Consider the following 24,256-nt stretch of genomic DNA (forward strand, 5'->3'; position numbering starts at 1 on the left):
AGGATCCGGTGGATGCAAGGGAAGGAGTCAGCATGAAGGGGCCCAAGGAACAGCAGTCTGGCGCACGCTCGACCAAGCCGCTGGAGGAACGCTGGCCGGATCCGAATGCCCGGGGGCTGGAAGCGGAGCAGATCATCGCGCAACTCTGTGCGGCGGCGGCCGATGCGGACTGGGCCTGGTACCAGCGTCGCGGCAACTGGTCGTGCATGGCCACCGGTAGTGGCGCCAGTGCCTGGCCGGCGTTGCTCGACGATGAGGAGCTGGCGCAGCTCTGCGCCCAAGCCTCACTCAGCTGTCATCCCACCGGCAATGGACCAACGCCCCTAGGCTGGCTGCTGGCCCGTCCGGACGACCGTACCGATTTCGCCGCCTTGGCCCTGAGATTCGGCTTCGTGCTGCAGCGCCTGCAGTTGCAAAGGGCCCAGGCCATCCAGCAGGTGCTCTACGACATCACCTATCTGGCCAGCTCAACGGTGGATCGGCAGCTGTTCATGCAGCGCACCCATGAACTGCTGGTGACCCTGATCGACGCGGAAAACCTCTGTCTGGCGCTGCTCGATCCGGACGCTGACCAGATCCACTATCCCTATTATTTCGACCAGCGCGACGAGAGTCCGCCTGAACCGGGCTCCTTCGAGCCACTGGATCGGGCGCAACCGAGCTTGACCGCCTATGTGCTCCTGCATGGCGAGCCCTTGCTATTACCCAAAGAGGCCATGGAGGCGGCCCAGACCAACGGCCCCTACTATTGCCAGGGCTCGGTTCCGGAGTTCTGGATGGGCATTCCGCTCAAGGATGGCGCCGATCGGACCTTTGGCGTGCTCAGCCTGCAGGTCTACGACCGCGAACGCCGCTACGGCCCTGAGGATCAGGCGCTGTTCCAGGTGATCGCCCGCGACGTGGCCATGGCGCTGGATCGCATCCTGCGGCGCGAAGACATGGAGGCCACCGTGGGGCAGCGCACCCAGGAGCTGTCCGAAGTCAACGCCCGGCTGCGCGAACAGATCGCCGAGCGCGAGCGCGCCGAGCAACTGCAGGCGGCGCTGTTCCGCATCGCCGAGCTGTCCAGCGCCAGCACCGACATGACCGAGTTGCTGGGCGGCCTGCACCGGGTCGTGGGCGAGTTGCTCTATGCCCACAACTTCTACATCGCACTCTACGACGATGCGTCGGGTGAGGTTAGCTTTCCCTATTTCGCCGACGAGCGCCGCGCCACGGCACCGGTTGCCCGGCGTGGCAGTCGTGGTTACACGGAATACACCATCCGCCAGCGGCGGCCCTGTCTAATCGATCGTCAGAAGGCCCGTCTACTGGTCGCCCAGGGTGAAATCACCCCGGTGCCGGGTACTGTCGAGGCCTGGTCCTGGCTGGGCATCCCGCTCTATGACGGCAAGCAGGTCCGCGGGGTGCTGGCGGTGCAGAGCTATCGCGAAGACGTCTACTACAGCCAGCGCGACCAGGAGCTGCTCACCTTCGTTTCACGCCATATCGATACCGCCCTGTCCCGGCGCAGCGCGGCGGAAGCCATCCAGCAGTCACGCCAGGCGCTGGAGGTCCGGGTCCAGGAGCGGACCCGGGCGCTGGACGATGCCAACGCCAGACTGCTGTACGAGAACAACCACGATGCCCTGACCCGGCTGCCCAACCGCAGCTTCTTCCAGCAACGCCTGGCCGACCTCTGGGCGGCGTTGGAGCGCGATGGCAGCGGCCTGGCGGTGATGTTTCTCGATCTGGACAGGTTCAAGCGCATCAACGACCAGTTCGGCCACCCCTTCGGCGACCTGCTGCTGGTCGCCGCCGGGCAGCGGCTGTCCAGTTGCCTGCGGGAAACCGATCTGCTGGCGCGGCTGGGCGGTGACGAATTCGCCATCCTGGTGCCCGGTGGTGGGCTGGAATCGCCGGTGGCTATCGCCCAGCGGATCATCGAGGCCTTCGACCGGCCACTGGTGATCGACGACCACAGCTTGTTCGCCTCCTGCAGCATCGGCATCGTGGTAGCCGATGCGAGTCTGCATCGCCAGCCGGACGATCTGCTGCGCGATGCGGACACCGCCATGTACCGGGTCAAACAGGGCGGGCGCGACAACTTTGCGGTGTTCAACCAGGAGTTGCGCCAGGTGGTGTCCGACCAGGTGGTGCGCGAGGGCGCGTTGCGCAAGGCGCTGAAGAACGGCGACGAGCTGGAACCCTTCTTCCAGCCGATCATCGAGGTCACGACCGGCCGCGTGGCGGCGCTGGAAGCGTTGATCCGCTGGCGGCAGCCGGACGGCAGCGTGCTGGCGCCCGGCGCCTTTCTACCCGAACTGGAAGGCCTGCGGCTGATCGGTCGGCTGGATACCTACATGCTGACGCGGATCGCCGCCATCCTGGCCGAGCCGGCCCATGCCCACTGGCCGGTGGTCCACGTCAACTGCTCCAGCTACAGCATCGTGCGTCCGGAATTCGCCGACGAGGTACTGAACATCCTGGCCATGCACGGCGTGGCACCGTCGCGGATCTGCCTGGAGTTGACCGAAGGGGCCCTGGTCGCTGAACCCGAGCGCGCCAAGGCCGCCATGGAGGCGCTGGATCTACAGGGTGTATCGGTGGTGCTGGATGATTTCGGCGCGGGCTTTTCGTCGCTCGGCTATGTCCATGAGTATCGCTTTCGCGGCCTCAAGATCGACAAGTCCTTTGTGCTGCGCCTCGCCGACAGCGCACGCAGTGTCGCCATCGTCCGCGCCATCGTGCGCATGGCCGAGTCCCTGGGCCTGGACGTGGTCGCCGAGGGCGTCGAGGACGCCCAGGCGCTGCAACTGCTCAAGAACATGGGCGCGCGCCATGCCCAGGGCTATCTCTTCGCCCGTCCGCTGGATCTGCTGGCGACCCGGCGCCTGCTGGCCAGCTGCGCTGACTAGAAGGCGACGCCGGCCACCAGGATCAGGTTGGTATAGGGCTGGCATTCGCCGGTGCGGATCTGCACCCGTGCCTGGCGACACAGGGTCTTTAGTTCTTCGTGGGAGACCAGGCGGCGGCTGCCCAGGGCACCGCTCGCGGTCAGGCGTTCCAGTTCGGCCAGCGCCGGCGGCTGGACCTTCAGGGTTTCCTCGGCGAGCAGATGGCTTTCCACCTGCATCTCGCTGAGCAGCGCCTGCAGCACACTGATGAAATCCGGTACGCCCGGGGTGACGGCTAGATCGACCAGTGGCGTACCCGGCGGCACCGGCATGCCGGCGTCCCCGATGACCACCAGATCGCCATGGCCGAGACTGGCCACGGCCTGGGACAGGGCGATGTTGAGCAGAGCGGTTTTCTTCACCGGGCGAGCTCCTGGCGGGTGGGAATGGACGGTTGGGCGCCTGGGCGGGTGACGGCGATGGCGGCGGCCTGTTGGCCGAGGGCGATGGCCGCCTCCACGCTCAACCCCTCCGCCAGACCGGCGGCGAAGCCGCCGAGGAAGGTATCGCCAGCGGCGGTGGTGTCCACCGCCTTGACCGCAGTGGCCGGGTGGTGACGACAGCTGTCTGCGGTGACCTGCAGCAGACCCTGACTGCCCAGGGTCAGCAGCACCTGGCGGGCACCGGCGGCGACCAGCTGACGCGCAGCGACCTCGGCCTGTTCCAGAGTCTCCACCGGCAGCCCGGTCAGCAGGCTGGCTTCGCTTTCGTTGGGCACCAGGTAGTCGATATGGGCGTACCACTCGGCCGGCAGCGGGCCGGTGGCGGGCGCGGGGTTGAGGATCATTGTCTTGCCCAGGGCATGGGCGCGGGCGAGGGCGTCGCCTACGGTAGCCAGGGGGACTTCCAGCTGGGCGATCACCAGTTTGGCCTGGTCCAGCAGAGTCTCCTGGGCCTGCAGCTGCGCGGCGGACAATTCGCCGTTGCCACCGGCGACGATGACGATGGCGTTCTGGCCCTGGTCATCCACCAGGATGGAGGCGATGCCGGTGGGCACCTCGGGCGCCACCGAGACGCCCCGGCAGTCGATGCCTTCCTGCAGCAGGCTGTGGGTAAGGAAGTCGCCGTAGGGATCGGCGCCGACGCAGCCGATCATGGCGACCCGGGCGCCCAGGCGCGCGGCCGCCACAGCCTGATTGGCGCCCTTGCCGCCCGGTGCGGTGGTGAAGGTATGGCCGGCGAGGGTCTCGCCGCCCTTGGGCAGGCGCGGAGCGCGCACCACCAGGTCCATGTTGAGGCTGCCGATGACGACGACGTCAGGGTGCATGGGAGGTCTCCAGAGCAGGGGGCGCCGCGGTGGATTCGCGCAGCACCAGCCGGGGTACGGCGATGTCGTGGGTGGAAGGGCTGCCGACCGTCTCGCGGCGCGCCAGCAGCAGCTGGGCGGCGCGCTCGCCGAGATCGCGGATCGACTGGCCGATGGTGGTGAGGGCGGGGTAGAGATAGCGGCTGAGCTCGATGTCGTCGAACCCTACCACCGAGAGCTGGGCGGGGACGCTCAGACCCCGCTCGGCGGCGGCGCGCAGCACGCCCAGGGCGATGGTGTCGTTGCCGGCGAAGATCGCGGTCGGACGCTCTGGCTGGGCCAGCAACGCGCGGGCGGCGGCATGACCGGCCGCGGCGGTGAAGGGGCAGCGCTGGATGGCGCCAGGCGCGACGCCGGCTTGCGCCAGGGCCTCCTGGTAGCCGGTGATCCGCTCGCTGGCGACCGGGGAATCGGCCGGGCCGCCGATGCAGGCGATCCGGCGATGGCCGAGTTCCAGCAGGTGGCGGGTGGCGAGCAGACCGCCCTGGTGGTGATCGATGCGGATATGCGCGGCCTGGACGCCCTCCAGCGGCCGGTCGGCCAGGACCAGCGGGATGCGTAGGCTGGCCAGGGCCCGGGCGAAGCGCGGATCGCCGTCCACGGTGGCGACCACCAGGCCATCGATCCGCCGCTCCTTGAGCACCCGCAGATAGCGCAGCTGCTTGTCGGCATCGTCATCGGAATTGCAGAGGATGACGCTGTAGCCCTGACGCTCGCAGTGATCTTCGATGCCGCGGGCCAGTTCGGCGAAGTAGGGGTTGACCGCATTGGGCACCAGCACGCCAAAGGTGCCGGTGGCACGGCTGCGCAGGGAGCGGGCCACGCCACTGGGTACGTAGCCCAGTTCGGCGATGGCCGCCTCGACCTTTTCCCGCACGCCCGGACTGACCGGGCGGCTGTTGTTCACCACATGGGAGACCGTGGTGTAGGAGATGCCGGCACGGGCGGCGACATCCTTGATGGTCGCCATCAGCCCTTGCTCTTCGCGCGCTGGCTGCGGTAGGTGTCGAGGATCACCGCAACCACGATGACTGCGCCGGTGATGATGCGCTTGGTCGGCTCGCTGGCGCCGATCTGGGCCAGCCCCGCGGCCAGCACCGAGATGATCAGCACGCCGAAGAAGGTGCTGATCACCGAACCGCGCCCGCCCATGAGGCTGGTCCCGCCGATCACCACGGCGGCGATCACCTGCAGTTCCAGGCCGACGCCGGCGTTGGGGTCGGCGGCTTCCAGACGGGAGATCTGGAACAGCGCGGCCAGGCCTGCCAGCAGACCCATGAGGGCGAAGACGATGACCTTGTAGGGCTTGGGATTGATCCCGGCCAGGCGCACCGCTTCCTCGTTGGTGCCGATGGCGATCAGGTAGCGCCCGAGCACCGAGCGGGTCAGCAGCAGCTGCGCGACCACGATCACCAGTAGGGCGATGACGAAGGAGGGCGAGATGCCGAAGGCGAAGGGGGTCGACAGCCAGGCGTAGGCATCGCCGATATAGGCGGTGCGCGAATCGGTCAGCTGGTAGGCGGCGCCGCGTGCCATCTCCAGCACGCCCAGGGAGACGATGAAGGAGGGGATGCGCCAGGCCACGGTGACGCTGCCGGTGAGGGTGCCGGTGAGGGCCGCGGCCAGCATGCCCAGGGCGGCGGCTGGCAGGATGCCCCAACCCCATTCCAGGGTGGCGACACTGACCACGGCGGCGGCCAGGGCGACCACCGAACCCACCGAGAGATCGATGCCGCCGATGATCAGGATGAAGGTCATCCCGGTCGCGAGCACCATCAGATCGGGGATCTGGTTGGCCAGGGTGGTGAAGGTGGCGTAGGAGAGAAAGTGGCTGCTCAGCAGGGAAAACAGCACGATCATCGCCAGCAGGGCGGCGGCCAGGCCAACGTAGGTGCCCAGGCCGAGGCCGAAGGCACGTCGGGCGGAGGTGACGGGAAGACTGCTCATCGAATGGCTTCCTGAGAAAGGGTTTGCGGCGGGACGGGTTCTTCCAGCAGGGCTTCGCGGGAGCGATAGCCGGCGAAGGCGGCGGCCAGCAGCCGCTCCTGGTCCCAGTCATGACGGTCGAAGGTGGCTTCCAGGCGGCCGGCGGAGATCACACCGATGCGATCGCAGATCAGCATCAGCTCGCGCAGGTCGCTGGAGACCACCACCAGGGCCTTGCCCTGGCGCGTGAGTTCGGCCAGCAGGCCATAGATCTCGAACTTGGCGCCGACGTCGATGCCGCGCGTGGGTTCGTCGAACAGCAGCACCTGGCAATCGCGTTCGAGCCAGCGCCCGATGACCACCTTTTGCTGGTTGCCACCGGAGAGTTCGCCCACCGGCTGGCTGCCACCGTTGCAGCGGATGCGCATGCCCTTGATATGGCGCTCTGCCAGGGCCGCTTCGCGTGTACCGCTGACCAGGCCCTGCTGGGCGACCTTGGCCATGTTGCCCAGGGCCAGGTTGGCGCTGATCGGCTGGGTGAGCAGCAGGCCTTCGCCCTTGCGATCCTCGGTGATCAGGGCGATGCCCTGACGTACCACCTTGGCCGGTGACCCCAGGTCGACCGGCTTGCCGGCCAGGCGCACTGCGCCGGAATCGGCACGGTCGGCACCGAAGATCAGCCGCAGCAACTCGGTGCGACCGGCACCGATGAGCCCGGAGATGCCATAGATCTCGCCGGCGCGGACGCTGAAGGAGACGTCCTGGACCTTGTCCGCGCGAGTCAGTCCCTGGACTTCCAGCAAGGGTGGTCCAAAGCGGCGCTCGCCCATGTCCAGGTGCTCGCCGAGATCGCGACCCACCATGAGGCTGACGATCTGGTCGATGTCGTAGTGCGCCATGGGCGCATCGGCCACCAGGCGGCCATCGCGCAAGACCACCAGTTGCTGGGCGATGCGCTTGAGTTCTTCCAGGCGATGGGAGATGTAGACCAGCGCCACGCCGCGGGCACGCAGGCGCTCGATCTGCTCGAACAGCAGGTCCACCTCGCGGGAGGTGAGCATGGCGGTGGGCTCGTCGAGGATCAGCACTCGGCAGTCGCCGATCAGGTTGCGGGCGATCTCCACCATCTGCTGATGACCCACGCCCAGCTCGGCGATGGGTGTATCCGGATCGATGGACTCCAGGCCGACCTGGGCCATCGCCAGCCGCGCCTGTTCGCGCAACTGGCGTCGGTCGATCCAGCCCAGGCGGCGGGGCAGGCGGTCGAGAAAGAGATTTTCCGCCACGGTGAGGGTGGGCAGCAGATTGAGTTCCTGCATGACCATTCGCACCCCCTGGACCTCCGCCTCGCAGCGGCTGCCCGGGGCATAGGGTCGGCCGAGAAAGCTCAGTTCGCCGGTGGTGGGTTGCACCAGGCCACAGAGGATCTTGGACAGGGTGCTTTTACCGGCGCCGTTTTCCCCGGTGAGCGCCAGCACCTGGCCGGCGCGCAACTCCAGGTCCACGCCGCCGAGTACCGGCTGTGCATAGGTCTTGCCGATGTCACGGGCGCTGAGGATGACCTCGGACGACATGGGGCTCTCCTCGGATCAGGGCTGGGTGACGAGTTCGACCGGCGTCTCGATCACCCCGTCCTTGGCACCGGTGGGCTCGCCCTTGACCAGCTTGAGCGCGGCTTCGATCCCGAACACGGCCTGCTTGGCGGCGTACTGGTCGGCGGTGGCGAGGATGCGACCGTCCTTGAGCATCGGCTTGATGGCCTTGATGTTGTCGTAGCCGACCACCTGCACCTGGCCTTTCTTGCCAGCGGCACGCACGGCGGAGACGGCGCCCAGCGCCATGCTGTCGTTACCGGCCAGCAGGGCCTTGAGGTCGGGGTATTCGTTGAGCATGGCCGCGGCGACGGCATTGCCCTTGTCGATTTCCCAGTTGCCGGATTGCACGCCGACGATCTTCATGCCGGCCGCTTCCATGGCGTCCTTGAAGCCCGCGGTGCGCTGCTGGGCGTTGGTGGTGGTGGAGACGCCCTCGATAATGCCGACCTGGTCACCCTGCTTGAGCTGCTTGGCGAGGTACTCGCCCACCAGGCGTGCACCCTTGCGGTTGTCGGGGCCAACGAAGGGGATGTCCAGGGACTTGGACTTGAGCACGTCCGGGTCCAGGCGATTGTCGATGTTGACCACCTTGATGCCGGCGTCGCTGGCCTTCTTCAGCACCGGAACCAGTGCCTTGGAGTCGGCCGGGGCGATGACCAGGGCGTCGACCTTGGACACGATCATCTGCTCGACGATGCGGATCTGGCTGGAGGTATCGGTCTCGTCCTTGATCCCGTTGGAGATCAGATCGAAGTCGGCGGAATGCGCTTTCTGGTAGGTCTTGGCGCCGTCTTCCATGGTCAGGAAGAATTCGTTGGCCAGGGACTTCATGACCAGCGCGACCTTGGGCTTTTCGGCGGCCGTGGCATGACTGGCGGTGAGCGGCAGGATCAGCGAAGCGGAGGCGAGAGCGATAGCCGCCAGCAGGCGGGCAGGGCGAAAGGCCAGCATAGGAGGATCTCCGAATTCTTATGGTTTTTGTGGTCACGCAAACGTTTGCGCGTAGCGAAGGATGTCCGCCCCATTGGTAGCTGTCAATCCAGGTCACTACATGAATCGATTCAGCTCCCAAGGACGGCTGGTTGGCCCCGGCCGTGCGGGCCCCGGTATACTGGGCAATCGTATTCAACCAGGCGCCCGGCGCCCGAGAGTCTCTGCCATGTCCTTTTCCGAATCCGCCCTGAAATCCCTCATCCGCGCCGTGCCCGATTTTCCCAAGCCGGGGGTGATCTTTCGGGACATCACGCCGCTGTTCCAGTCGCCCGAAGGCCTGCGCGCCGTTATGGCGGAATTGCTGGAGCGCTATCGCTCGGCGTCCTTCACCCACGTCGGGGCGCTGGATGCGCGCGGGTTCCTCATCGGTCCGATCCTGGCTTATGAGCTGGGCAAGCCACTGGTGCTGTTCCGCAAGCAGGGCAAACTGCCGGCCGAGCTGCTGACCGAGGTCTACAGCACCGAATACGGCGACTCGGTGATCGAGGTACACAAGGACAGCGTCGGCGCCGGTGATTCGGTGCTGCTGGTCGATGACCTCATCGCCACCGGCGGTACCTTGGTCGCCGCCGGCAACCTGATCCGCCGCCTGGGCGCCGAGGTCCACGAAGCTGCCGCCATCGTCGACCTGCCCGAACTGGGCGGCTCCAAGCGCCTGGAAGCGGCCGGCATCCCCACCTTCGCCCTGACGAGCTTCGCGCTGTCCGAGTATTGAGTTTGCGATCGATCGCGGCCATGGGCCGCTCCTACGGGTAGCGCACGACGGTAGGAGCGGCCCATGGCCGCGATAACGGCGTCGTACCTCAACGTCCTGCTGGCACCTTCCATGGCGCCCGTACGCGAAAGGCAACACCTTGCGATGCCGGAGCGTCCGCCTCGGCGGACCGCCATGGCCGTAACGGGTTGCTCGAATCGTAGGTTGGGTTGAGCACAGCGAAGCCCAACAGCGTTTGACTCGGCACCAGCCTTGTTGGGCTTCCACGATAGAATCGTCTCAGCCCAACCTACGGTCCTGCCATGGGCACCGTAGGTTGGGTCGAGCGCAGCGAAGCCCAACGGATGTTGCGCCGGCACCGGTCCCGTTGGGCTTCGACGATAGAGCCGTCTCAGCCCAACCTACGATCCTGCTACGGGCACCGTAGGTTGGGTTGAGCGCAGCGAAGCCCAACAGCGTTTGCCCCGGCACTGGCCCTGTTGGGCTTCGACGATAGGGCGGCCTCAGCCCAACCTACGATTTATCGCAGTCCTGCCAGCCTTTGATCAAAGCTCAGCCGTCGGCTTTCTCGGCTCCAGCGGATACAGATCCACCTCGTCCGCCAGCTTGGGCAGCTCGTCCAGAAAGGCGAGGGTGTGCGGCTGCTTGAAGTGCCCGTCCTGGGCGGCGATCGAGGTCCAGCGGGCCTGGACCACCCAGAGATCGCCGTCCTCGCTGCCCTGGAATACCCGATAGTCCAGGCAGCCCTCGTCCTTGACCGCCAGCGCGGCCAGATCCAGCAGGTGGGCACCCAGCGCCTGGGAGCGTTCGGGTTGGGCTCGGAACAGGGTAAGGCTGTGGACGTCCGTCATAATGGACAAGTCTCCTGAAGGGTCGAGGTTTCGACTCTTCAGGATAGCGGACGTCGTACCGGTCTCAGCGATTGATCAGGCCAAGGAATTCCGCACGGGTAGCGTCGTTGGCGCGGAATTGGCCGAGCATCACCGAGGTGACCATGGAGGAATTCTGCTTCTCCACGCCGCGCATCATCATGCACATGTGCTGCGCCTCGATGACCACCGCGACCCCGGCAGCGCCGGTGACCTGCTCGATGGCCTCGGCGATCTGCCGGGTCATGTTTTCCTGGATCTGCAGGCGGCGGGCGAACATGTCGACCACCCGCGCCACTTTGGACAGGCCCAGCACCTTGCCCTTGGGCATGTAGGCGACATGGGCCTTGCCGATGAAGGGCAGCATGTGGTGCTCGCACAGCGAGTACAGCTCGATGTTCTTGACCAGCACCATCTCGCTGTTGTCCGAGGTGAAGAGGGCGTCGCCCACCACTTCTTCCAGCGTCTGGCTGTAGCCGCGGCAGAGGTACTGCATGGCCTTGGCCGCGCGCTTGGGCGTGTCCACCAGCCCCTCACGGCTGATGTCTTCGCCGAGTCCGGTCAGGATCGAGGAGTAGTGCTGTTCGAGAGACATTTGGGTTCCTGTTTGTCGATAAGGAAGTTGGCGCTCGGATGAGACGTCACCCGAGTCACAGGATCACTCGTCGCGACCTTCGAGCATGGTGCGCTTGAGCAAGACATAAAGCGAGCCGGTCCCACCGTGGCGGGGCAGGCAGGAGGTGAAGCCCAGCACCTGCGGGTGCTGGCGCAGCCAGGTGTTGACGTGGCTCTTGATCAGCGGTCGGCGCCCATCCAGGCGCGCGGCCTTGCCATGGGTGATGCGCACGCAGCGGATTTCCAGGCGAGTGGCCTCGGCGAGAAAGTCCCAGAGGGTTTCCCGGGCCCTTTCCACGGTCATGCCGTGCAGGTCCAGGCTGCCCTCGAAGGGAATCTGGCCGCCCTTGAGGCGACGTAACTGGGTGTCCTGGACGCCATCGCGGCCCCAGTAGAGTTCGTCCTCGGCGCCTACGTCGATGACGAAGGCATCGCTCAGGCCGTCGACCCGGGTAGCGGTCGTGGTCTTGGTCGCATCGGCGCGGCGCTGGGCGATCTGTCCCAGGTCGGCGCGCGACTTGCCGGTGTCGGCGCGATCCTGCTTGAGCGGACGGATCCCGCGGGTGAAGTCGGCGAAAGAGGCATCGTCGTCGTGCATGGCGTTCTCCGGTACAGGGCGTCATTCTACCGGCGGGTCAAGCGTCGTGCAGCAATCGGCTCACCGCGGCCAGCGCGGCCCTTTGCCGCTCGGGCCAGTCGCCGGCGATTTCCAGCACCGGCTGGCCATGGGCCTGCAGCCAGTCCCGGCACTGCGCGAAGAATGCCAAGCGCTCGGCGAGCTCCGGTTGGCAGCGCTGACCGTCGTCCTGCCAGGCGACATCGCGAGGATCGAGCAGCAGGTGCAGGTCATAGCGACGGGCCAGTAGAGCCGGCTCCAGCCAGTCAGGCGCGGCGCCGAACAGCAATCGACTCCACAGCAGGTTGCTCAGCAGGTGGGTGTCGAGCAGCAGGAGCGCCGGTGCGCTCGCGCGTGCCCGGTCCTCGCGGTGCAGTTGCTCGCGGGCGATGACATCCACGTCCGCTAGGCAGGTATCGGTGCCGTGCCGCTCGCAGTATTCGCGGACGTACTCGTCTACCCGGACCCCGCCGAAGCGCTCGGCGAGAACCGTCGTCAGCCAGGATTTGCCACTCGACTCAGGGCCGGTCAGCACGACCACCTTCATCGCGCGCTCGCTAGAGCTCGGCGCCAGTCGAGCCAGCCGTAGGCGGCCAGACCGACAAAGACCGCATAGAGGAAGGCGGTGGGGTAGAGGCCCTTGTAATAGAAGAGGCCCACATAGATGACGTCCAGCACGAACCACAGTACCCAGCACTGCAGGCGCTTCTGCGCCATCCAGAACTGGGCGACCAGGCTGAAACCGGTGAGCGCGGCATCCAGCCAGGGCAGGGCGGCATCGGTGTGGGTGCCCATGAGGTAGCCCAGGACCAGGCTACCCAGGGCGCCAAGGGCCAGACCGGCCAGCAGCGGTCGGGTGGTGAGCGAGCTGACCACCCGACCCTGGTGTTGCTGGCCGCCCCGCAGCCATTGCCACCAACCATAGAGCTGCAGCACCGCATAGATGCACTGCAGCAACATGTCGGAATAGAGCTTCACCTCCAGGAAGATCCAGGCGTAGAGCACCACCATCACCAGGCCGATGGGCCAGGCCCAGATGTTCTGGCGGACCGTCAGCCAGACGGCGATCACCCCGAGAACGGCGGCCAGCAGCTCCACGCGCGACATGCCCAGCAGGGTGGTGAGTGACTCCAGAAACGACATGCTTCACATCCGGAAAGATTCAATTCGTCGTTGTACGGCACCTAATGGCCGTCTATCGGTCTCTTCAACCGGTCTCGCTCTGGTAAGGTGCCGGGCGACCACCACAGCATGAGCTGTCCTGGGTACCGCGAAGGGCCACGCCCTGCGGAGCGTCACGGTTCGAACCCCGTTGCCGCCGGCGTCTTCGGATCCGGCTACCTGCAAATGTTTCACTTGGATGGAGTAATACCATGGACCTATGGAGTGCCTTGCAGGCGCTGATTTTGGGGATCGTCGAGGGCATCACCGAATTCCTGCCGGTTTCCAGTACCGGCCACCAGATCGTGGTGGCTGACCTGATCGGCTTTCGCGGCGATACCGTCATCGCCTTCAACATCGTGATTCAGCTGGCGGCCATCCTGGCCGTGGTCTGGGAGTACCGCTTCAAGGTCTTCGGGATCGTCACCGACCTGCCGCGCAAATCCTATGCGCAGCGGTTCACCGGCAACCTGATCGTGGCCTTCCTGCCGGCGGCGGTGCTGGGTGTGATCCTGGGCGATCTGATCCACGAGTACCTGTTCAACCCCATCACCGTGGCCTTCGCCCTGGTGATCGGCGGCGTGATCATGATCTGGGCGGAAAAGCGCAAGCACCGCATCCGCGTGGAAGAAGTGGACGACATGCGCTGGCACGACGCCCTCAAGGTCGGTTTCGCCCAGTGCCTGGCGATGATTCCGGGCACCTCCCGTTCCGGCTCGACCATCATCGGCGGCCTGCTGTTCGGTCTGTCGCGCAAGGCAGCCACCGAGTTCTCCTTCTTTCTGGCCATGCCCACCATGGTCGGCGCGACGGTCTATTCGGTCTACAAGTACCGCCATATGTTCGTCCCAAGCGACGCCATGATCTTTGCGGTCGGTTTCGTCACCTCCTTCATCTTCGCCATGCTGGCGGTGAAGGCGCTGCTGAAATTCATCGGCAATCACAGTTACGTGGTCTTCGGCTGGTACCGCATCGTCTTCGGACTGCTGATCCTGGCCACCTGGCAGTTCGGCTGGATCGACTGGCATGCGGCCAAGGCGGCTGGGTGAAACCCGAGAAGGAACAGCAGAGCCGGCGCAAGCCGGCTCGTGCGTCTGCGCAGCCCGCTACGCCCAAGACCGCCAAGCGGGCGTCCGCGCCGACGCCCTATCAACAGCGCGCGGCCATCGCCCGTCAGGACATGCTGGCGCTGCTGCAGATCGCGGTCTTTATTCTGCCCCTGGTCGGCATGCTGTCCCTGGCCTTCGGCCGCGGTGTGCTCTGGCCACTGCCGCTATACCTGATCGCCAGCATCGTCACCTACCTGTTCTACAAGCATGACAAGCAACGCGCACGCGACAAGGGCTGGCGGGTGCCGGAGCGGGTCTTGCACCTGGGCGAGCTGCTCGGCGGCTGGCCGGGTGCCCTGATCGCCCAGCAGCGCTTCCGCCACAAGACGGTCAAGCTGAGCTTTCGGCTGGTGTTCTTCGCCATCGTCGCCCTGCATCAGCTGCTGTGGCTGGATGTGCTCTGCGGCGGTGTGCTGCACCGTCACCTGCCGTTCTGAGGTCAGGCAGGCGGCATGGCTGCAGGTGATGGGCTAGGCTAGGCGGGCGAATGCCGCCCGTTGCCCAGGAGCCCCATGTTGCGAACCCCTCTGTCGATCCTCACGCCCCTGTTCCTGTCCCTGACCCTGGCGGCCTGTAGCCACAGCCGCGAGACCTCCTTGCCCGTCGCCCCCGAGGCCGGCTCCGGCTATCGGCCCGGACTGACGGCCAGCGAAGCCACCCGGCAGATGGCGGCGGCGGCCAATCCGCTGGCCGCCGAGGCCGGGCGGGAGATCCTGCGGCAGGGTGGCTCGGCCATCGATGCCGCCATCGCCATGCAGGCGGTCCTGACCCTGGTCGAGCCGCAATCCTCGGGAATCGGCGGCGGTGCCTTCCTGCTCTATTGGGACGGTCGCAAGGTTCAGGCCTACGACGGTCGCGAAACTGCCCCGGCAGGTGCTACGGAACAGCTCTTCCTGCGTGCGGATGGCAGCCCCATGGCCTTCGAGGAGGCCCGCATCGGCGGGCGCTCGGTCGGGGTGCCCGGGGTGTTGCGCGCCCTGGAACTGGCGCATCGCGACCACGGCAAGCTGGCCTGGCGGGTGTTGTTCGAGCCGGCCATCCGCCTGGCCCGCGAGGGTTTCCCATTGTCGCCGCGGCTGCATAACCAGCTTGTGCACGATCCCTTCCTCAAGCAGTCGCCCGGTATGGCCGCGCTGTATCTGGATGGGCAGGGTCAGGTGAAGCCGGTGGGCACCCGGCTGCGCAACCTTGAATTGGCCGACACCCTGGCGCTGATCGCCCGGGAAGGTGCCGGGGCGCTCTATGGCGGCGACCTGGCCAAGGCCATCGCCTCGACCGTACAGCGGAGCCCCAATCCCGGCAGCCTGAACCTCCAGGATCTCGCCGGCTATCGTGCCAAGACGCGCACGCCACTGTGCACCGACTACCAGCGCTGGCGTGTCTGCGGCATGCCGCCGCCCGCCGGCGGCATCACCGTGGCCCAGACCCTGGGCATCCTCCAGGCCTTGGAGGTGCGGGATCCGGCCTGGGCGCTGGCGCCCCTGCGACCGGTACCGACCACCTTGCCGGCGGCCCAGGAGCCGCGTGCCGACGCCGTGCATCTGATCGCCGAAGCCGAGCGCCTGGCTTATGCCGATCGCGCCCAGTACGTGGCGGATCCGGAGCTGGTGCCGGTCAACGTCAAGGGGCTGCTCAATCCCGGGTATCTGGCCAGTCGTGCGCAGCAGGTCGGTGAGCGCAGCCTTGGCAAGGCCGCCCCCGGGGTGCCGCCCGGACCGACCCTGGCCTGGGCGCCGGACCGCTCGCCGCTGCGCCTCTCCACCTCCCAGGTGGTAGCCGCAGATGCCTGGGGCGGCGCCCTGTCCATGACCACCACGGTGGAAAGCTACTTCGGCTCCCACCTGATGGTGAAGGGCTTCATGCTCAACAACCAGTTGACGGACTTTTCCTTCGTACCGCGGGAGAAGGGCCTGCCGGTGGCCAACCGGGTGGAGCCGGGCAAGCGTCCGCGCTCGACCATGTCCCCGACCCTGGTGTTCGATCGCCAGAGCGGTGAGCTGCTGGCCGCCCTGGGCTCGCCGGGTGGCTCGCAGATCGCCGGCTATGTGGTCAAGACCCTGGTGGGCTTGCTGGATTGGCAACTGGATCCCCAGGCGGCCGCGGGGCTGCCGAATTTCGGCAGCCGCAACGGTCCCACCGAGCTGGAACGCGGCCAGACCACCCCGGCCTTGCGCCAGGCGCTGGAGCAGCGTGGGCATCAGCTGCGCGAAGACGAGATGACCAGTGGCATCCAGGTCATTCGCCGGATGGGATCAGGCTGGCAGGGGGGCGCGGATCCAAGACGGGAGGGCGCGGCGTTGGGGGATTAAGTAGGTGTCGGAGGGCGATAGCCCCTCACCCCAACCCTCTCCCAGAGGGAGAGGGGGCGGTTTTGCTGGGGTGGGGACGTCAGGAGCAGGGATGGCCCCCCAGTGGGCCATCCAGGTGGTGTCACGCCGGCTGGTCGAGTTGCAGCACGCGGGTGGTGCGCTCCCGTACTTCCCGCAGCAGCTCCGGCTCTTCGGCCAGCTTGTGACCGAAGGAGGGGAACATCTTGCGCAGCTTGGCCTGCCACTCTTCGCTCTGGTAGCGGCTCGGGAAGCAGCGCTCGACCAAGGTCAGCATGATGGACACCGAGGTGGAAGCACCTGGAGAGGCGCCCAGCAGGGCGGCGATGGTGCCGTCACCGGAAGCGACGATCTCGGTGCCGAACTGCAGGATGCCGCCTTTCTGCGGGTCCTTCTTGATGATCTGCACCCGCTGGCCGGCCACTTCCAGGCGCCAGTCCTGCTTGCGCACGGCCGGGTAGAAGGCGCGCAATTCCTCGACGCGCTGGTCGAAGGACTGCAGCACCTGGCCGACCAGGTAGCGGGTCAGCGGCATGTTGTCCCGCGCCACGGCGAGCATGGGGCCGATGTTGCCGGACTTGATCGACTTGGGCAGGTCGAGGAAGGAACCGCGCTTGAGGAACTTGGTGGTGAAGCCGGCGAAGGGGCCAAACAGCAGCGACTTCTTGCCATCCACCACGCGGGTGTCCAGGTGCGGCACCGACATCGGCGGCGAGTTGACGCCGGCCAGGCCGTAGACCTTGGCCTGGTGCCGTTCGACGATGTGTGGGTCGTCGCAGCGCAGCCACTGGCCGCTCACCGGGAAGCCGCCGTAGCCGGCGCCCTCGGGGATGCCGGACTTCTGCAGCAGCGGCAGGGCCGCGCCACCGGCACCGAGGAAGACGAACTTGGCGATCAGCGTGCGGGTAGCACCGGAGCGGCTGTCCTCGATGGTCAGGCGCCAGCGTTGATCCGCTTCGCGGGTCAGGTCCACCACCTTCTGGTTGTAGCGCACCTGGGTGCCGGGACGGGTCTGCAGGTGACCTAGCAGGCTCATGGTCAGGGCGCCGAAGTTGACGTCGGTGCCACCGGCCACATGGGTCGCCGCCACGGCCTCGGTAGCTGGGCGACCTTCCATCACCAGGGGCATCCACTCGCGCAGCTTGGCGTGGTCCTCGGAATACTCCATGCCGTCGAAGCAGGCGTGGTCCTTGAGGGCTTCATAGCGTTTGCGCAGGAAGGCGATGTCCTTGGCGCCATGCACGAAGGACATGTGCGGCACGGGGCTGATGAAGGCGCGCGGCGAACCGAAGTGGCCTTCCTCGACCAGGTAGGACCAGAACTGCCTGGAGGCCTCGAACATGCCGTTGATGCTGAGGGCCTTGGTGACGTCGATGCTGCCGTCCGCCTTTTCCGGCGTGTAGTTCAACTCGCAGAGGGCCGCATGGCCGGTTCCGGCGTTGTTCCAGGGGTTGGAACTCTCCGCCGCGCCTACGTCGAGCAGTTCGAGTACCTCGACGGTACTCGTGGGCTCCAGCTCCTTGAGCATGACCGCCAGGGTCGCACTCATGATTCCCGCGCCGACGAAAACGAAATCCGACTCTTCGTTACCACTGTGCATTCATCGTACTCCTGAGACAGTGTCTCGCTTTACACCTGAGGGAGAGCGGGCGTCGGAGCCCGACCTCGAGTTGGGCAACCCCGGACTGACCACGGACGGACAGGCAGGGGCAAGCAACCGGTAGGGCATGGCAGTCAGTTGCGACAGCGGCCGTCCGGCAATGTTCTGATTTATTAGGTTGGGGCCGACCGTTCTGGCGGATCGACAGGGGCCGATGCCAGGCGGGGAGATCAGGATGCGACAGGGAGCCCGTCGAGCGTGCCGGAAGGGGGCGCTACGTGTTACGAGACGTGGCAGGAGACCCCTGGTCTCCCGGCGCAAACGATAGGTGATGATCGCGGCGATCCTGGTCGAGTACCCGTTTCGGTGCGAAATGATACCTAGGGTAACTGCTTAGGGCACCATCTATTTTGTTCGTGTAGTGGGTCGCGGTGCCCACTACATGAACCCTGGAGTCAGCCGTTGATGCCCTGGCTGCGCAGGTAGTCGTCGTAGCTGCCGCTGAAATCCACCACGCCGGTCTCGCTCATGTCGAGGATGCGGGTGGCCAGGGAGGAGACGAATTCACGGTCGTGGCTGACGAAGATCAGGGTGCCCGGATAATTTTCCAGTGCCAGGTTCAGCGCCTCGATGGATTCCATGTCCAGGTGGTTGGTGGGTTCGTCCATCACCAGCACGTTGGGCTTCTTCAGAATCAGCTTGCCGAACAGCATGCGACCCTGCTCGCCACCGGAGATGACCTTGACCGACTTCTGGATGTCGTCGCTGGAGAACAGCATGCGACCCAGGGTGCCGCGGACCACTTGCTCGCCGCCCTGGGTCCATTGGCCCATCCAGTCGAACAGGGTGACGTCGTCGGCGAAGTCCTCGGCGTGGTCCTGGGCGAAATAGCCGACATCTGCGCTGTCGGTCCACTTCACTTCACCGCTCTGGGGGGCCATCTCGCCCACCAGGGTGCGCAGCAGGGTGGTCTTGCCGATGCCGTTGGGGCCGATGATGGCGACCCGCTCGCCGGCTTCGATCTGCAGGCCCAGGCGCTTGAACAACGGGGTACCGTCGAAGCCCTGGGTGACGTTTTCTAGGGTCACCGCTTGGCGATGCAGCTTCTTGTACTGCTCGAAGCGGATGAACGGACTGACGCGGCTGGACGGCTTGACCTCGTCCAGCTGGATCTTGTCGATCTGGCGCGCCCGGCTGGTAGCCTGCTTGGCCTTGGAGGCGTTGGCCGAGAAGCGGCTGACGAACTGCTGCAGTTCGGCGATCTGGGCCTTCTTCTTGGCGTTGTCCGACAGCAGGCGTTCGCGGGCCTGGGTGGCGGCGGTCATGTACTCGTCGTAGTTGCCGGGGAACAGGCGCAGTTCGCCGTAATCCAGGTCGGCCATGTGGGTGCAGACGCTGTTCAGGAAGTGGCGATCGTGGGAGATGATGATCATGGTGCTGTTGCGCGCGACCAGGATGCCTTCCAGCCAGCGGATGGTATTGATGTCCAGGTGGTTGGTAGGTTCGTCGAGCAGCAGCAGTTCCGGATCGGAGAACAGTGCCTGGGCCAGCAGTACCCGTAGCTTCCAACCGGGGGCGACGGCGCTCATGGGGCCGAAGTGCTGGTCCTGGGGGATGCCCAGGCCGAGCAGCAACTCGCCTGCCCGCGCTTCCGCGGTGTAGCCGTCGTATTCGGCGAACTGCACCTCCAGTTCGGCCACGGCCATGCCGTCGTCTTCGCTCATTTCCGGCAGGGCGTAGATGCGGTCGCGCTCTGCCTTGACCTTGGCCAGCTCGGCGTGGCCCATGATCACGGTATCGATGACCGTGCAGTCTTCATAGGCGAACTGATCCTGGCGCAGCTTGCCCAGGCGTACGTTGGGTTCGAGCATCACCTGGCCGCCGGTGGGTTCGAGATCGCCCCCGAGAATCTTCATGAAGGTGGACTTGCCGCAGCCGTTGGCGCCGATCAGGCCGTAGCGATGGCCGTTGCCGAATTTGACGGACACGTTCTCGAACAGCGGCTTGGCGCCAAACTGCATGGTGATGTTAGCGGTGGAGATCAAGGGGGGTACCTGTAAAGGGTTTCAGACTGGTTCAATTGCTGCCGGGGCCAATTTGGGGCCAATCTGCAGCTTTGCGATTTCGTTCCAGTCCGATTGGGAGGAGATCCAGCGGGCATAGGTCGATAGCAGCATCTGCACGCTGTGGCCTAGCTGGCCTGCAATGAAGGCGGGGTTCATGCCCGACATGAGACATATTGTGGCATAGGTGTGCCTGCAGTTGTATGGCGGCCGATGGCGGATCCCCAGCGCCTTCAGTGCCGGTTTCCACTGGTGATGGACGTCGGACGCCTGCTTGATGTGCTCGTTGTTCTTGGAAGGAGGGAAGACGTAGGGCGTCTCTTTGATCTTGCCGACTCCTGACTTCCGTCGCTCGGCGTACTGCCTGGCGAACTCCAGGGCATGAAGCGCCCGTTCGTTCAGCAGCACGAAACGGCCGGCGCCGGTCTTGCTCCGCTCGACCACCTCGCCCTGGGCTACGGTCCGACAGACGTGCATCTGGAGCGCCGGCAGGTCGATGGCGTCCCAGCGCAGCGCCAGCGCCTCCGAGATGCGAAGCCCGGTGAAGAACAGAAATTCGAAGACGGCGGCGTAGATCGTGCTGGGCCAATGCTCGTGCCGGTAGAGCTGGGCGATGATCTGATTAGCCTCGTCTAGGCTGAAGGGGTCCACCTCCTTGCGGGAACGCTTCGGCAGTTCCAGCACCGCGGCCGGGTTCCTGGTGATCAATCCATCGCGCACCGCAGCCTTCAGGATCGTAGAAAGCCACACCAGCGCATTGCGCTTGACGCCTGGCGAAGCCCATTCGGTCTCGGTGATGATCCGACGGATCATAGTGGTGGTGATCAGGCCCACCCGGGTAAGCGCCAGCCTCGGCATCCAGTAGAGGTTCAGCGTACCCTTGTAGTTGTTCCGCGTTCCAGGCGGTACCTGCCTGGGCGGCGGATGGACTGCGAAGGGAGGACAGCCTGGAAGTGAAGGTCCGGGCCTTGCTTGCAGAGCGAAGGCAGCGGATAGGATACGAGCGAAAACTGGTGAGTACGGTAGCAAGCTGTGAATAATGATCGACAGTTGCAGTTTGGATCAGGAAAATGCAGATGTTACCTAAATTGCTTGATCTGTTAAGGCTTTATGATTTGGAGCGACCTGTATGTTGGTTGTGGAGTGGGTAGCAAATGGGTTCCAGTGTTTGCATAAGTTTGGAATCGCCTCATCCAATTATGGTTCATTGGTCGCGGCGCTTTTGGCTGCATTTATCTTGTTTTCGTTTCGCGAGTTGCTGATAAAGGCAAGGAATTATTCGGGGGTTTTTTTTGTTGCAAGTACGGTAGAGCAGTCCTCCTATCGTCCTTATAAGGGCATGCGCATATTTTATACTCTTGTCCTTTATTCGGATGGGCATGACGTTTATGGAACCTCCGAGAAAACTGGAGATATAGACAAAAAAAGATCATACGAGTATCGGGGGGCGGATAAAACCAGGGGGGTTGTGACAGGCCGTGTAGAAAGAAATTATTTGCGGAGTACCGTCATGAACCTTCATATCGTGGAGGATGGAGCAAATCGACAGACCAGTTCGTTCATGACGATAAAAGTACGGCGGTATCGCTGGTGGGAAAAATTAGAAGCTGGGACTTTTTATTCAACTGCTGCGAATTCAAATGGAATTTTATCGTGTGGCAGACAGCCTTTCAAAGAGCATCCTATAGGGTTTTCACGCTGCCGGTCTACCTCGGTATCGCAATCGTAAGAATTGGAGGGTATAGCCCAATTCTGAAAGACTTCTCCAAATGCATTTTAGCGGTCGAGCGATCGCGGGCCAGACGCGTTGATGGGATTTCAGATGCCTTGATCCATACGCTTATTCTTGCAGAAGATCACCGAAATAAGCTTCATTTTGGTGTTGATCCTTTGGCGATTGTCAGGGCGCTAAAGGTTAGAGTATTTGAAGGTAAAAGGCAGGGAGCTAGTACCATTGAGCAGCAACTTGTTCGTACAATAACAGGACGGTATCAAAAAAGTCCAAGGCGCAAAGTTCGCGAGCAGATCTTAGCGGTGATGGTGTCTTCTGTTTTTACGAAAGAGGACTTGGCTCGATGCTATTTGATGGTTGCATATTATGGTGTCGGTCTGGTCGGTTGTATCGGACTCAAGAAGCTAAGGGCTAGAAAATTTGAGTTTTCTGACGAGGTTATTGTTGCCCACCTCAAATATCCTAGGGGCTTAGTGTACGAGGGCGCCGCTGCTACCAAGCATTCATATAGAGTTGAGCATATAAGGTATCTACTCAGGGATGGATCCCGTTGCCAGCAGTCTAAGTAGCTCAGCTTAAATAGTCGCCAGCCTTCGAGTAAAGGTGAGCAGCCCAGACAACACGAGCGCTGTAACCTTCCCCTTACGGCAGGCTGATTACTCGGGCAGGACAACTTTGAGGGTGGAGGTGAATGCCATGCTATTTAAGTGTCGGCAGGCGAAGGAATACCTCAGAGAGCTGCAGGCAGCTGTCCAGGCGTGTCAGTGATCGGCACGACCTTCTGGCCGTCCCAGCGCCCTGCCAGCACCATCTCGTAGAGCCGGCCATCGTTCTCGGCGGCGGTCGGCGTCACGAAAACACCCAGAACTTGCTCCTGGCGCATGTCCACCAGGTAGATGCGTCCCTGATTGCGACGGCTGAACTGACCCACTGGAAGTCGCCCGAGCTCGGGCGTGACGAAGCTGGGCCCGCCTGATGTCGCCCACGCCTCGCTGGTATCTGGACAGGTCAATTCGTAACTGAGGCGGATGTCCCACCCGCGTGGCCAGGTCGCCTGGATTTCTATGGAGTGGTCGAGCCCGGCATCGGCATGCTCGCAGAGCTCGACGCAGTCCGGCTGGCTGATGGCCCTGCGCTCCAGCAGCGCGAGGGCGCCAGTGATACAGAATCGGTGCCAAATTTCCGGGAGGTCGAGCCGGTCGCGCTCGTAGGTCAGGTATCTCTGCAGGCCGAGCACGGTGGGGTTGTCTGGGTCGAAAAGGATGATCGCGTCCTTACTGTTCGGGCATACGGTAAATCCGTCGAGAACGATGTCGAGCAGGTGGTGACGAAAGGAGGGGGATTTTGGGTCGGCAGAACGCCGAAAGAGGGGCTGCGGCCGGGGCTAATTCTGGGGCCAATCGGTGCAATTCAGCGGGCAAGGCAGGGGATTGGTGGGGACGAAACCCGCATGGTTACTGCCCTCTGATCCCCACACAACCCCATGACTTACTGCATGGTGATGTTAGCGGTGGAGATCAAGGGGGGATACCTGTAAGGGGTTTCAGACCGGAGCTCGGCCGCTGTCCGGGCCGGCAGGCGGCTTGGACAGGACGTTCCGGTCGGATGGGCAGAGCTCCAGCGGGCAGGGTCGATGGGCAGCGACGGTGCGCGGCGGCCTGGCTGGGCTGCGGTAAAGGCGGGCGGCGCCCGACATGCCGCCTATTGTGGCATAGCTGCGAGGTGGTTTGTACGGCGCAGGCGGCGGCTGGCTGTCGCTGGACTAACTGGCGGCGGGGCCGGGGAAGTCGGGCCGGGGTACCACCTTCCAGACGGCCTCGGTCAGTTGATCCAGCGTCCACGGCTTGTGCAGGAAGGGCACCCCGGACGGGATGTCATTTCTCAAGCCGGCGTAGCCGGACATCAAGACGAAGGGCACCGCGGGCCAACGCTCGCTGACGATCTTGGCCAGTTGCACGCCATCGATCACGCCGGGCATCCGCACGTTCGACACCACGACGTTCACCTGCTGCCAGTGCAGCTCCAGAAATTGCAGGGCGGCGTCGGCGGTGCCAAAGGTTTCCACATGGAAGCCTTCCTGCTTGAGCACCTCGCGTACCAGGGCTTGCAGCAGCAGCTCATCTTCCGAAACGACCGCGAGCAGATTCGCGGGGCTGGCAGAGCGGGTCGGGGTATCCATAGGCAGGCAATCCGGCATGGGAGGATCCCTGGAGTCTAGTCAGGCGCAGGCCAGGCTGCTGGCCAATTGCCCGAAAAGACTGGCGATTACTTGGGGTATGGACTTGCCAACCGGGACGGCGTCTCCGCCCGAAGGCTCTGGCAAGGCACTGACGCCGCTGGCGAATGGGGCGACGTGCGGTAGGCACCAGGGTGAAACATCTGGCGTCGTCGACCAACTAAAGCTTGAGACCGAACGGCACAGGAGCCACGGCATGATCCTTTCTCTTTCTCCCGCGCCCGACACCACCGCTCCGCTGGCCCTCTGGCTGGGCGGCGATCAGGCACCGCTCAACGACTCCGACATGGCCGATGAGGAGATCGATACCGATATCCCTGACGAGGTGGTCGAGAATCTCACCGAACCGGCCAAGCCGCCCGCACCGATTCCGGATCCCGGCCCATTGTAGAGATCACAGGGGGCAGCAGCCTGGGCTTTCCTGATCCAGGACTTCGCCCTCGACCAATGCGGCCAT

At 64.5% G+C, this 24,256-nt stretch carries 22 protein-coding genes and 1 pseudogene; 7 read left to right on the forward strand and 16 right to left on the reverse strand.

Features of this window, described 5'->3' with window-relative positions; genetic code table 11:
- The first annotated feature begins 32 nt into the window (after positions 1-32).
- Complete coding sequence (locus LRS53_RS05310) at positions 33-2,897, forward strand: bifunctional diguanylate cyclase/phosphodiesterase (protein ID WP_231355197.1); 2,865 nt, start codon at positions 33-35, stop codon at positions 2,895-2,897.
- Here the strand turns inward: LRS53_RS05310 and rbsD are convergent.
- From rbsD to LRS53_RS05340, 6 genes are read right to left on the reverse strand one after another with little or no spacing between them, the layout of a single operon-like run.
- Positions 2,894-3,298 carry a D-ribose pyranase gene (gene rbsD, locus LRS53_RS05315; RefSeq protein WP_231355198.1) on the reverse strand — a complete coding sequence of 135 codons (405 nt, stop codon included), beginning with the start codon at positions 3,296-3,298 and terminating at the stop codon, positions 2,894-2,896. The genes LRS53_RS05310 and rbsD overlap by 4 nt on opposite strands.
- A complete protein-coding gene (gene rbsK, locus LRS53_RS05320) occupies positions 3,295-4,203 on the reverse strand; it encodes a ribokinase (protein WP_231355199.1) in 909 nt (302 codons plus the stop codon). The genes rbsD and rbsK overlap by 4 nt, the downstream gene beginning before the upstream one ends.
- Positions 4,193-5,212 carry a LacI family DNA-binding transcriptional regulator gene (locus tag LRS53_RS05325; RefSeq protein ID WP_231355200.1) on the reverse strand — a complete coding sequence of 340 codons (1,020 nt, stop codon included), beginning with the start codon at positions 5,210-5,212 and terminating at the stop codon, positions 4,193-4,195. Before LRS53_RS05325 ends, rbsK begins: the two co-directional genes overlap by 11 nt.
- The gene (locus LRS53_RS05330) at positions 5,212-6,189 is read right to left on the reverse strand and encodes an ABC transporter permease (RefSeq protein WP_017640533.1); all 978 of its coding nucleotides are present in this window, start codon (positions 6,187-6,189) and stop codon (positions 5,212-5,214) included. Before LRS53_RS05330 ends, LRS53_RS05325 begins: the two co-directional genes overlap by 1 nt.
- Complete coding sequence (locus LRS53_RS05335) at positions 6,186-7,742, reverse strand: sugar ABC transporter ATP-binding protein (protein WP_231355201.1); 1,557 nt, start codon at positions 7,740-7,742, stop codon at positions 6,186-6,188. The genes LRS53_RS05330 and LRS53_RS05335 overlap by 4 nt, the downstream gene beginning before the upstream one ends.
- A 15-nt stretch (positions 7,743-7,757) precedes the next feature.
- Positions 7,758-8,714: a sugar ABC transporter substrate-binding protein gene (locus LRS53_RS05340; RefSeq protein WP_231355202.1), complete on the reverse strand. Its 957-nt coding sequence runs from the start codon at positions 8,712-8,714 to the stop codon at positions 7,758-7,760.
- 208 nt (positions 8,715-8,922) lie between these two features.
- Between LRS53_RS05340 and LRS53_RS05345 the strand changes: the two genes are divergently transcribed.
- Positions 8,923-9,471 (forward strand): adenine phosphoribosyltransferase, encoded by a 549-nt coding sequence (locus tag LRS53_RS05345; protein ID WP_017640536.1) that lies wholly within the window; start codon positions 8,923-8,925, stop codon positions 9,469-9,471.
- Positions 9,472-10,016: 545 nt separating this feature from the next.
- On the opposite strand, the gene LRS53_RS05350 is transcribed toward LRS53_RS05345, so the two are convergent.
- From LRS53_RS05350 to pnuC, 5 genes are all read right to left on the reverse strand, one after another.
- The gene (locus LRS53_RS05350) at positions 10,017-10,322 is read right to left on the reverse strand and encodes a putative quinol monooxygenase (RefSeq protein WP_231355203.1); all 306 of its coding nucleotides are present in this window, start codon (positions 10,320-10,322) and stop codon (positions 10,017-10,019) included.
- A 64-nt stretch (positions 10,323-10,386) separates the two neighbouring features.
- The gene (gene folE / locus LRS53_RS05355; RefSeq protein ID WP_017640538.1) at positions 10,387-10,935 is read right to left on the reverse strand and encodes a GTP cyclohydrolase I FolE; all 549 of its coding nucleotides are present in this window, start codon (positions 10,933-10,935) and stop codon (positions 10,387-10,389) included.
- A 63-nt stretch (positions 10,936-10,998) separates the two neighbouring features.
- The gene (locus LRS53_RS05360) at positions 10,999-11,553 is read right to left on the reverse strand and encodes a Smr/MutS family protein (RefSeq protein ID WP_017640539.1); all 555 of its coding nucleotides are present in this window, start codon (positions 11,551-11,553) and stop codon (positions 10,999-11,001) included.
- Between the two features lie 37 nt (positions 11,554-11,590).
- Positions 11,591-12,118, reverse strand: a complete 528-nt coding sequence (locus tag LRS53_RS05365) for an AAA family ATPase (RefSeq protein WP_017640540.1) — start codon at positions 12,116-12,118, stop codon at positions 11,591-11,593.
- On the reverse strand, positions 12,115-12,678 hold the full coding sequence (gene pnuC, locus LRS53_RS05370) for a nicotinamide riboside transporter PnuC (RefSeq protein WP_231355408.1): 564 nt from the start codon (positions 12,676-12,678) through the stop codon (positions 12,115-12,117). Before pnuC ends, LRS53_RS05365 begins: the two co-directional genes overlap by 4 nt.
- 266 nt (positions 12,679-12,944) lie before the next feature.
- Between pnuC and LRS53_RS05375 the strand changes: the two genes are divergently transcribed.
- From LRS53_RS05375 to LRS53_RS05385, 3 genes are all read left to right on the forward strand, one after another.
- The gene (locus LRS53_RS05375; protein ID WP_231355204.1) at positions 12,945-13,781 is read left to right on the forward strand and encodes an undecaprenyl-diphosphate phosphatase; all 837 of its coding nucleotides are present in this window, start codon (positions 12,945-12,947) and stop codon (positions 13,779-13,781) included.
- Positions 13,778-14,278 (forward strand): DUF1294 domain-containing protein, encoded by a 501-nt coding sequence (locus tag LRS53_RS23700; protein WP_231355205.1) that lies wholly within the window; start codon positions 13,778-13,780, stop codon positions 14,276-14,278. Before LRS53_RS05375 ends, LRS53_RS23700 begins: the two co-directional genes overlap by 4 nt.
- A gap of 75 nt (positions 14,279-14,353) precedes the next feature.
- Positions 14,354-16,150, forward strand: coding sequence for a gamma-glutamyltransferase family protein (locus tag LRS53_RS05385; RefSeq protein WP_231355206.1), 1,797 nt, complete (start codon positions 14,354-14,356; stop codon positions 16,148-16,150).
- 121 nt (positions 16,151-16,271) lie between these two features.
- Here LRS53_RS05385 and mqo read toward each other — a convergent pair whose 3' ends face one another.
- The 3 genes and pseudogenes from mqo to LRS53_RS05400 all read right to left on the reverse strand — a co-directional run.
- Complete coding sequence (gene mqo, locus LRS53_RS05390) at positions 16,272-17,768, reverse strand: malate dehydrogenase (quinone) (protein WP_184287940.1); 1,497 nt, start codon at positions 17,766-17,768, stop codon at positions 16,272-16,274.
- 455 nt (positions 17,769-18,223) lie between these two features.
- A complete protein-coding gene (locus tag LRS53_RS05395) occupies positions 18,224-19,813 on the reverse strand; it encodes an ABC-F family ATPase (protein WP_231355207.1) in 1,590 nt (529 codons plus the stop codon).
- Between the two features lie 21 nt (positions 19,814-19,834).
- A pseudogene (locus LRS53_RS05400) lies at positions 19,835-20,746 on the reverse strand (tyrosine-type recombinase/integrase); the annotation flags it as partial.
- Between the two features lie 738 nt (positions 20,747-21,484).
- On the opposite strand from LRS53_RS05400, the gene LRS53_RS05405 reads away from it, so the two are divergent.
- The gene (locus LRS53_RS05405; RefSeq protein WP_231355208.1) at positions 21,485-22,132 is read left to right on the forward strand and encodes a biosynthetic peptidoglycan transglycosylase; all 648 of its coding nucleotides are present in this window, start codon (positions 21,485-21,487) and stop codon (positions 22,130-22,132) included.
- Between the two features lie 161 nt (positions 22,133-22,293).
- On the opposite strand, the gene LRS53_RS05410 is transcribed toward LRS53_RS05405, so the two are convergent.
- Positions 22,294-22,800, reverse strand: a complete 507-nt coding sequence (locus tag LRS53_RS05410; protein WP_231355209.1) for a hypothetical protein — start codon at positions 22,798-22,800, stop codon at positions 22,294-22,296.
- A gap of 525 nt (positions 22,801-23,325) precedes the next feature.
- On the reverse strand, positions 23,326-23,742 hold the full coding sequence (locus LRS53_RS05415; RefSeq protein WP_017640547.1) for a response regulator: 417 nt from the start codon (positions 23,740-23,742) through the stop codon (positions 23,326-23,328).
- Positions 23,743-23,995: 253 nt separating this feature from the next.
- Between LRS53_RS05415 and LRS53_RS05420 the strand changes: the two genes are divergently transcribed.
- A complete protein-coding gene (locus LRS53_RS05420) occupies positions 23,996-24,190 on the forward strand; it encodes a hypothetical protein (RefSeq protein ID WP_231355210.1) in 195 nt (64 codons plus the stop codon).
- Positions 24,191-24,256: the final 66 nt, after the last annotated feature.

Source organism: Pseudomonas sp. PLB05, assembly GCF_021106615.1.
GTDB lineage: Bacteria > Pseudomonadota > Gammaproteobacteria > Pseudomonadales > Pseudomonadaceae > Chryseomonas > Chryseomonas benzopyrenica.

Coding starts and splice junctions, on each gene's coding strand:
- mqo (WP_184287940.1), bottom strand. CDS start 17,768: ATGCACAGTGGTAACGAAGAGTCGGATTTCGTTTTCGTCGGCGCGGGA.
- LRS53_RS05325 (WP_231355200.1), bottom strand. CDS start 5,212: ATGGCGACCATCAAGGATGTCGCCGCCCGTGCCGGCATCTCCTACACC.
- LRS53_RS05360 (WP_017640539.1), bottom strand. CDS start 11,553: ATGCACGACGACGATGCCTCTTTCGCCGACTTCACCCGCGGGATCCGT.
- LRS53_RS05330 (WP_017640533.1), bottom strand. CDS start 6,189: ATGAGCAGTCTTCCCGTCACCTCCGCCCGACGTGCCTTCGGCCTCGGC.
- LRS53_RS05335 (WP_231355201.1), bottom strand. CDS start 7,742: ATGTCGTCCGAGGTCATCCTCAGCGCCCGTGACATCGGCAAGACCTAT.
- LRS53_RS05350 (WP_231355203.1), bottom strand. CDS start 10,322: ATGACGGACGTCCACAGCCTTACCCTGTTCCGAGCCCAACCCGAACGC.
- LRS53_RS05375 (WP_231355204.1), top strand. CDS start 12,945: ATGGACCTATGGAGTGCCTTGCAGGCGCTGATTTTGGGGATCGTCGAG.
- LRS53_RS05415 (WP_017640547.1), bottom strand. CDS start 23,742: ATGGATACCCCGACCCGCTCTGCCAGCCCCGCGAATCTGCTCGCGGTC.
- LRS53_RS05385 (WP_231355206.1), top strand. CDS start 14,354: ATGTTGCGAACCCCTCTGTCGATCCTCACGCCCCTGTTCCTGTCCCTG.
- LRS53_RS05365 (WP_017640540.1), bottom strand. CDS start 12,118: ATGAAGGTGGTCGTGCTGACCGGCCCTGAGTCGAGTGGCAAATCCTGG.
- LRS53_RS05345 (WP_017640536.1), top strand. CDS start 8,923: ATGTCCTTTTCCGAATCCGCCCTGAAATCCCTCATCCGCGCCGTGCCC.
- LRS53_RS05340 (WP_231355202.1), bottom strand. CDS start 8,714: ATGCTGGCCTTTCGCCCTGCCCGCCTGCTGGCGGCTATCGCTCTCGCC.
- rbsK (WP_231355199.1), bottom strand. CDS start 4,203: ATGCACCCTGACGTCGTCGTCATCGGCAGCCTCAACATGGACCTGGTG.
- folE (WP_017640538.1), bottom strand. CDS start 10,935: ATGTCTCTCGAACAGCACTACTCCTCGATCCTGACCGGACTCGGCGAA.
- LRS53_RS05310 (WP_231355197.1), top strand. CDS start 33: ATGAAGGGGCCCAAGGAACAGCAGTCTGGCGCACGCTCGACCAAGCCG.
- pnuC (WP_231355408.1), bottom strand. CDS start 12,678: ATGTCGCGCGTGGAGCTGCTGGCCGCCGTTCTCGGGGTGATCGCCGTC.
- LRS53_RS05420 (WP_231355210.1), top strand. CDS start 23,996: ATGATCCTTTCTCTTTCTCCCGCGCCCGACACCACCGCTCCGCTGGCC.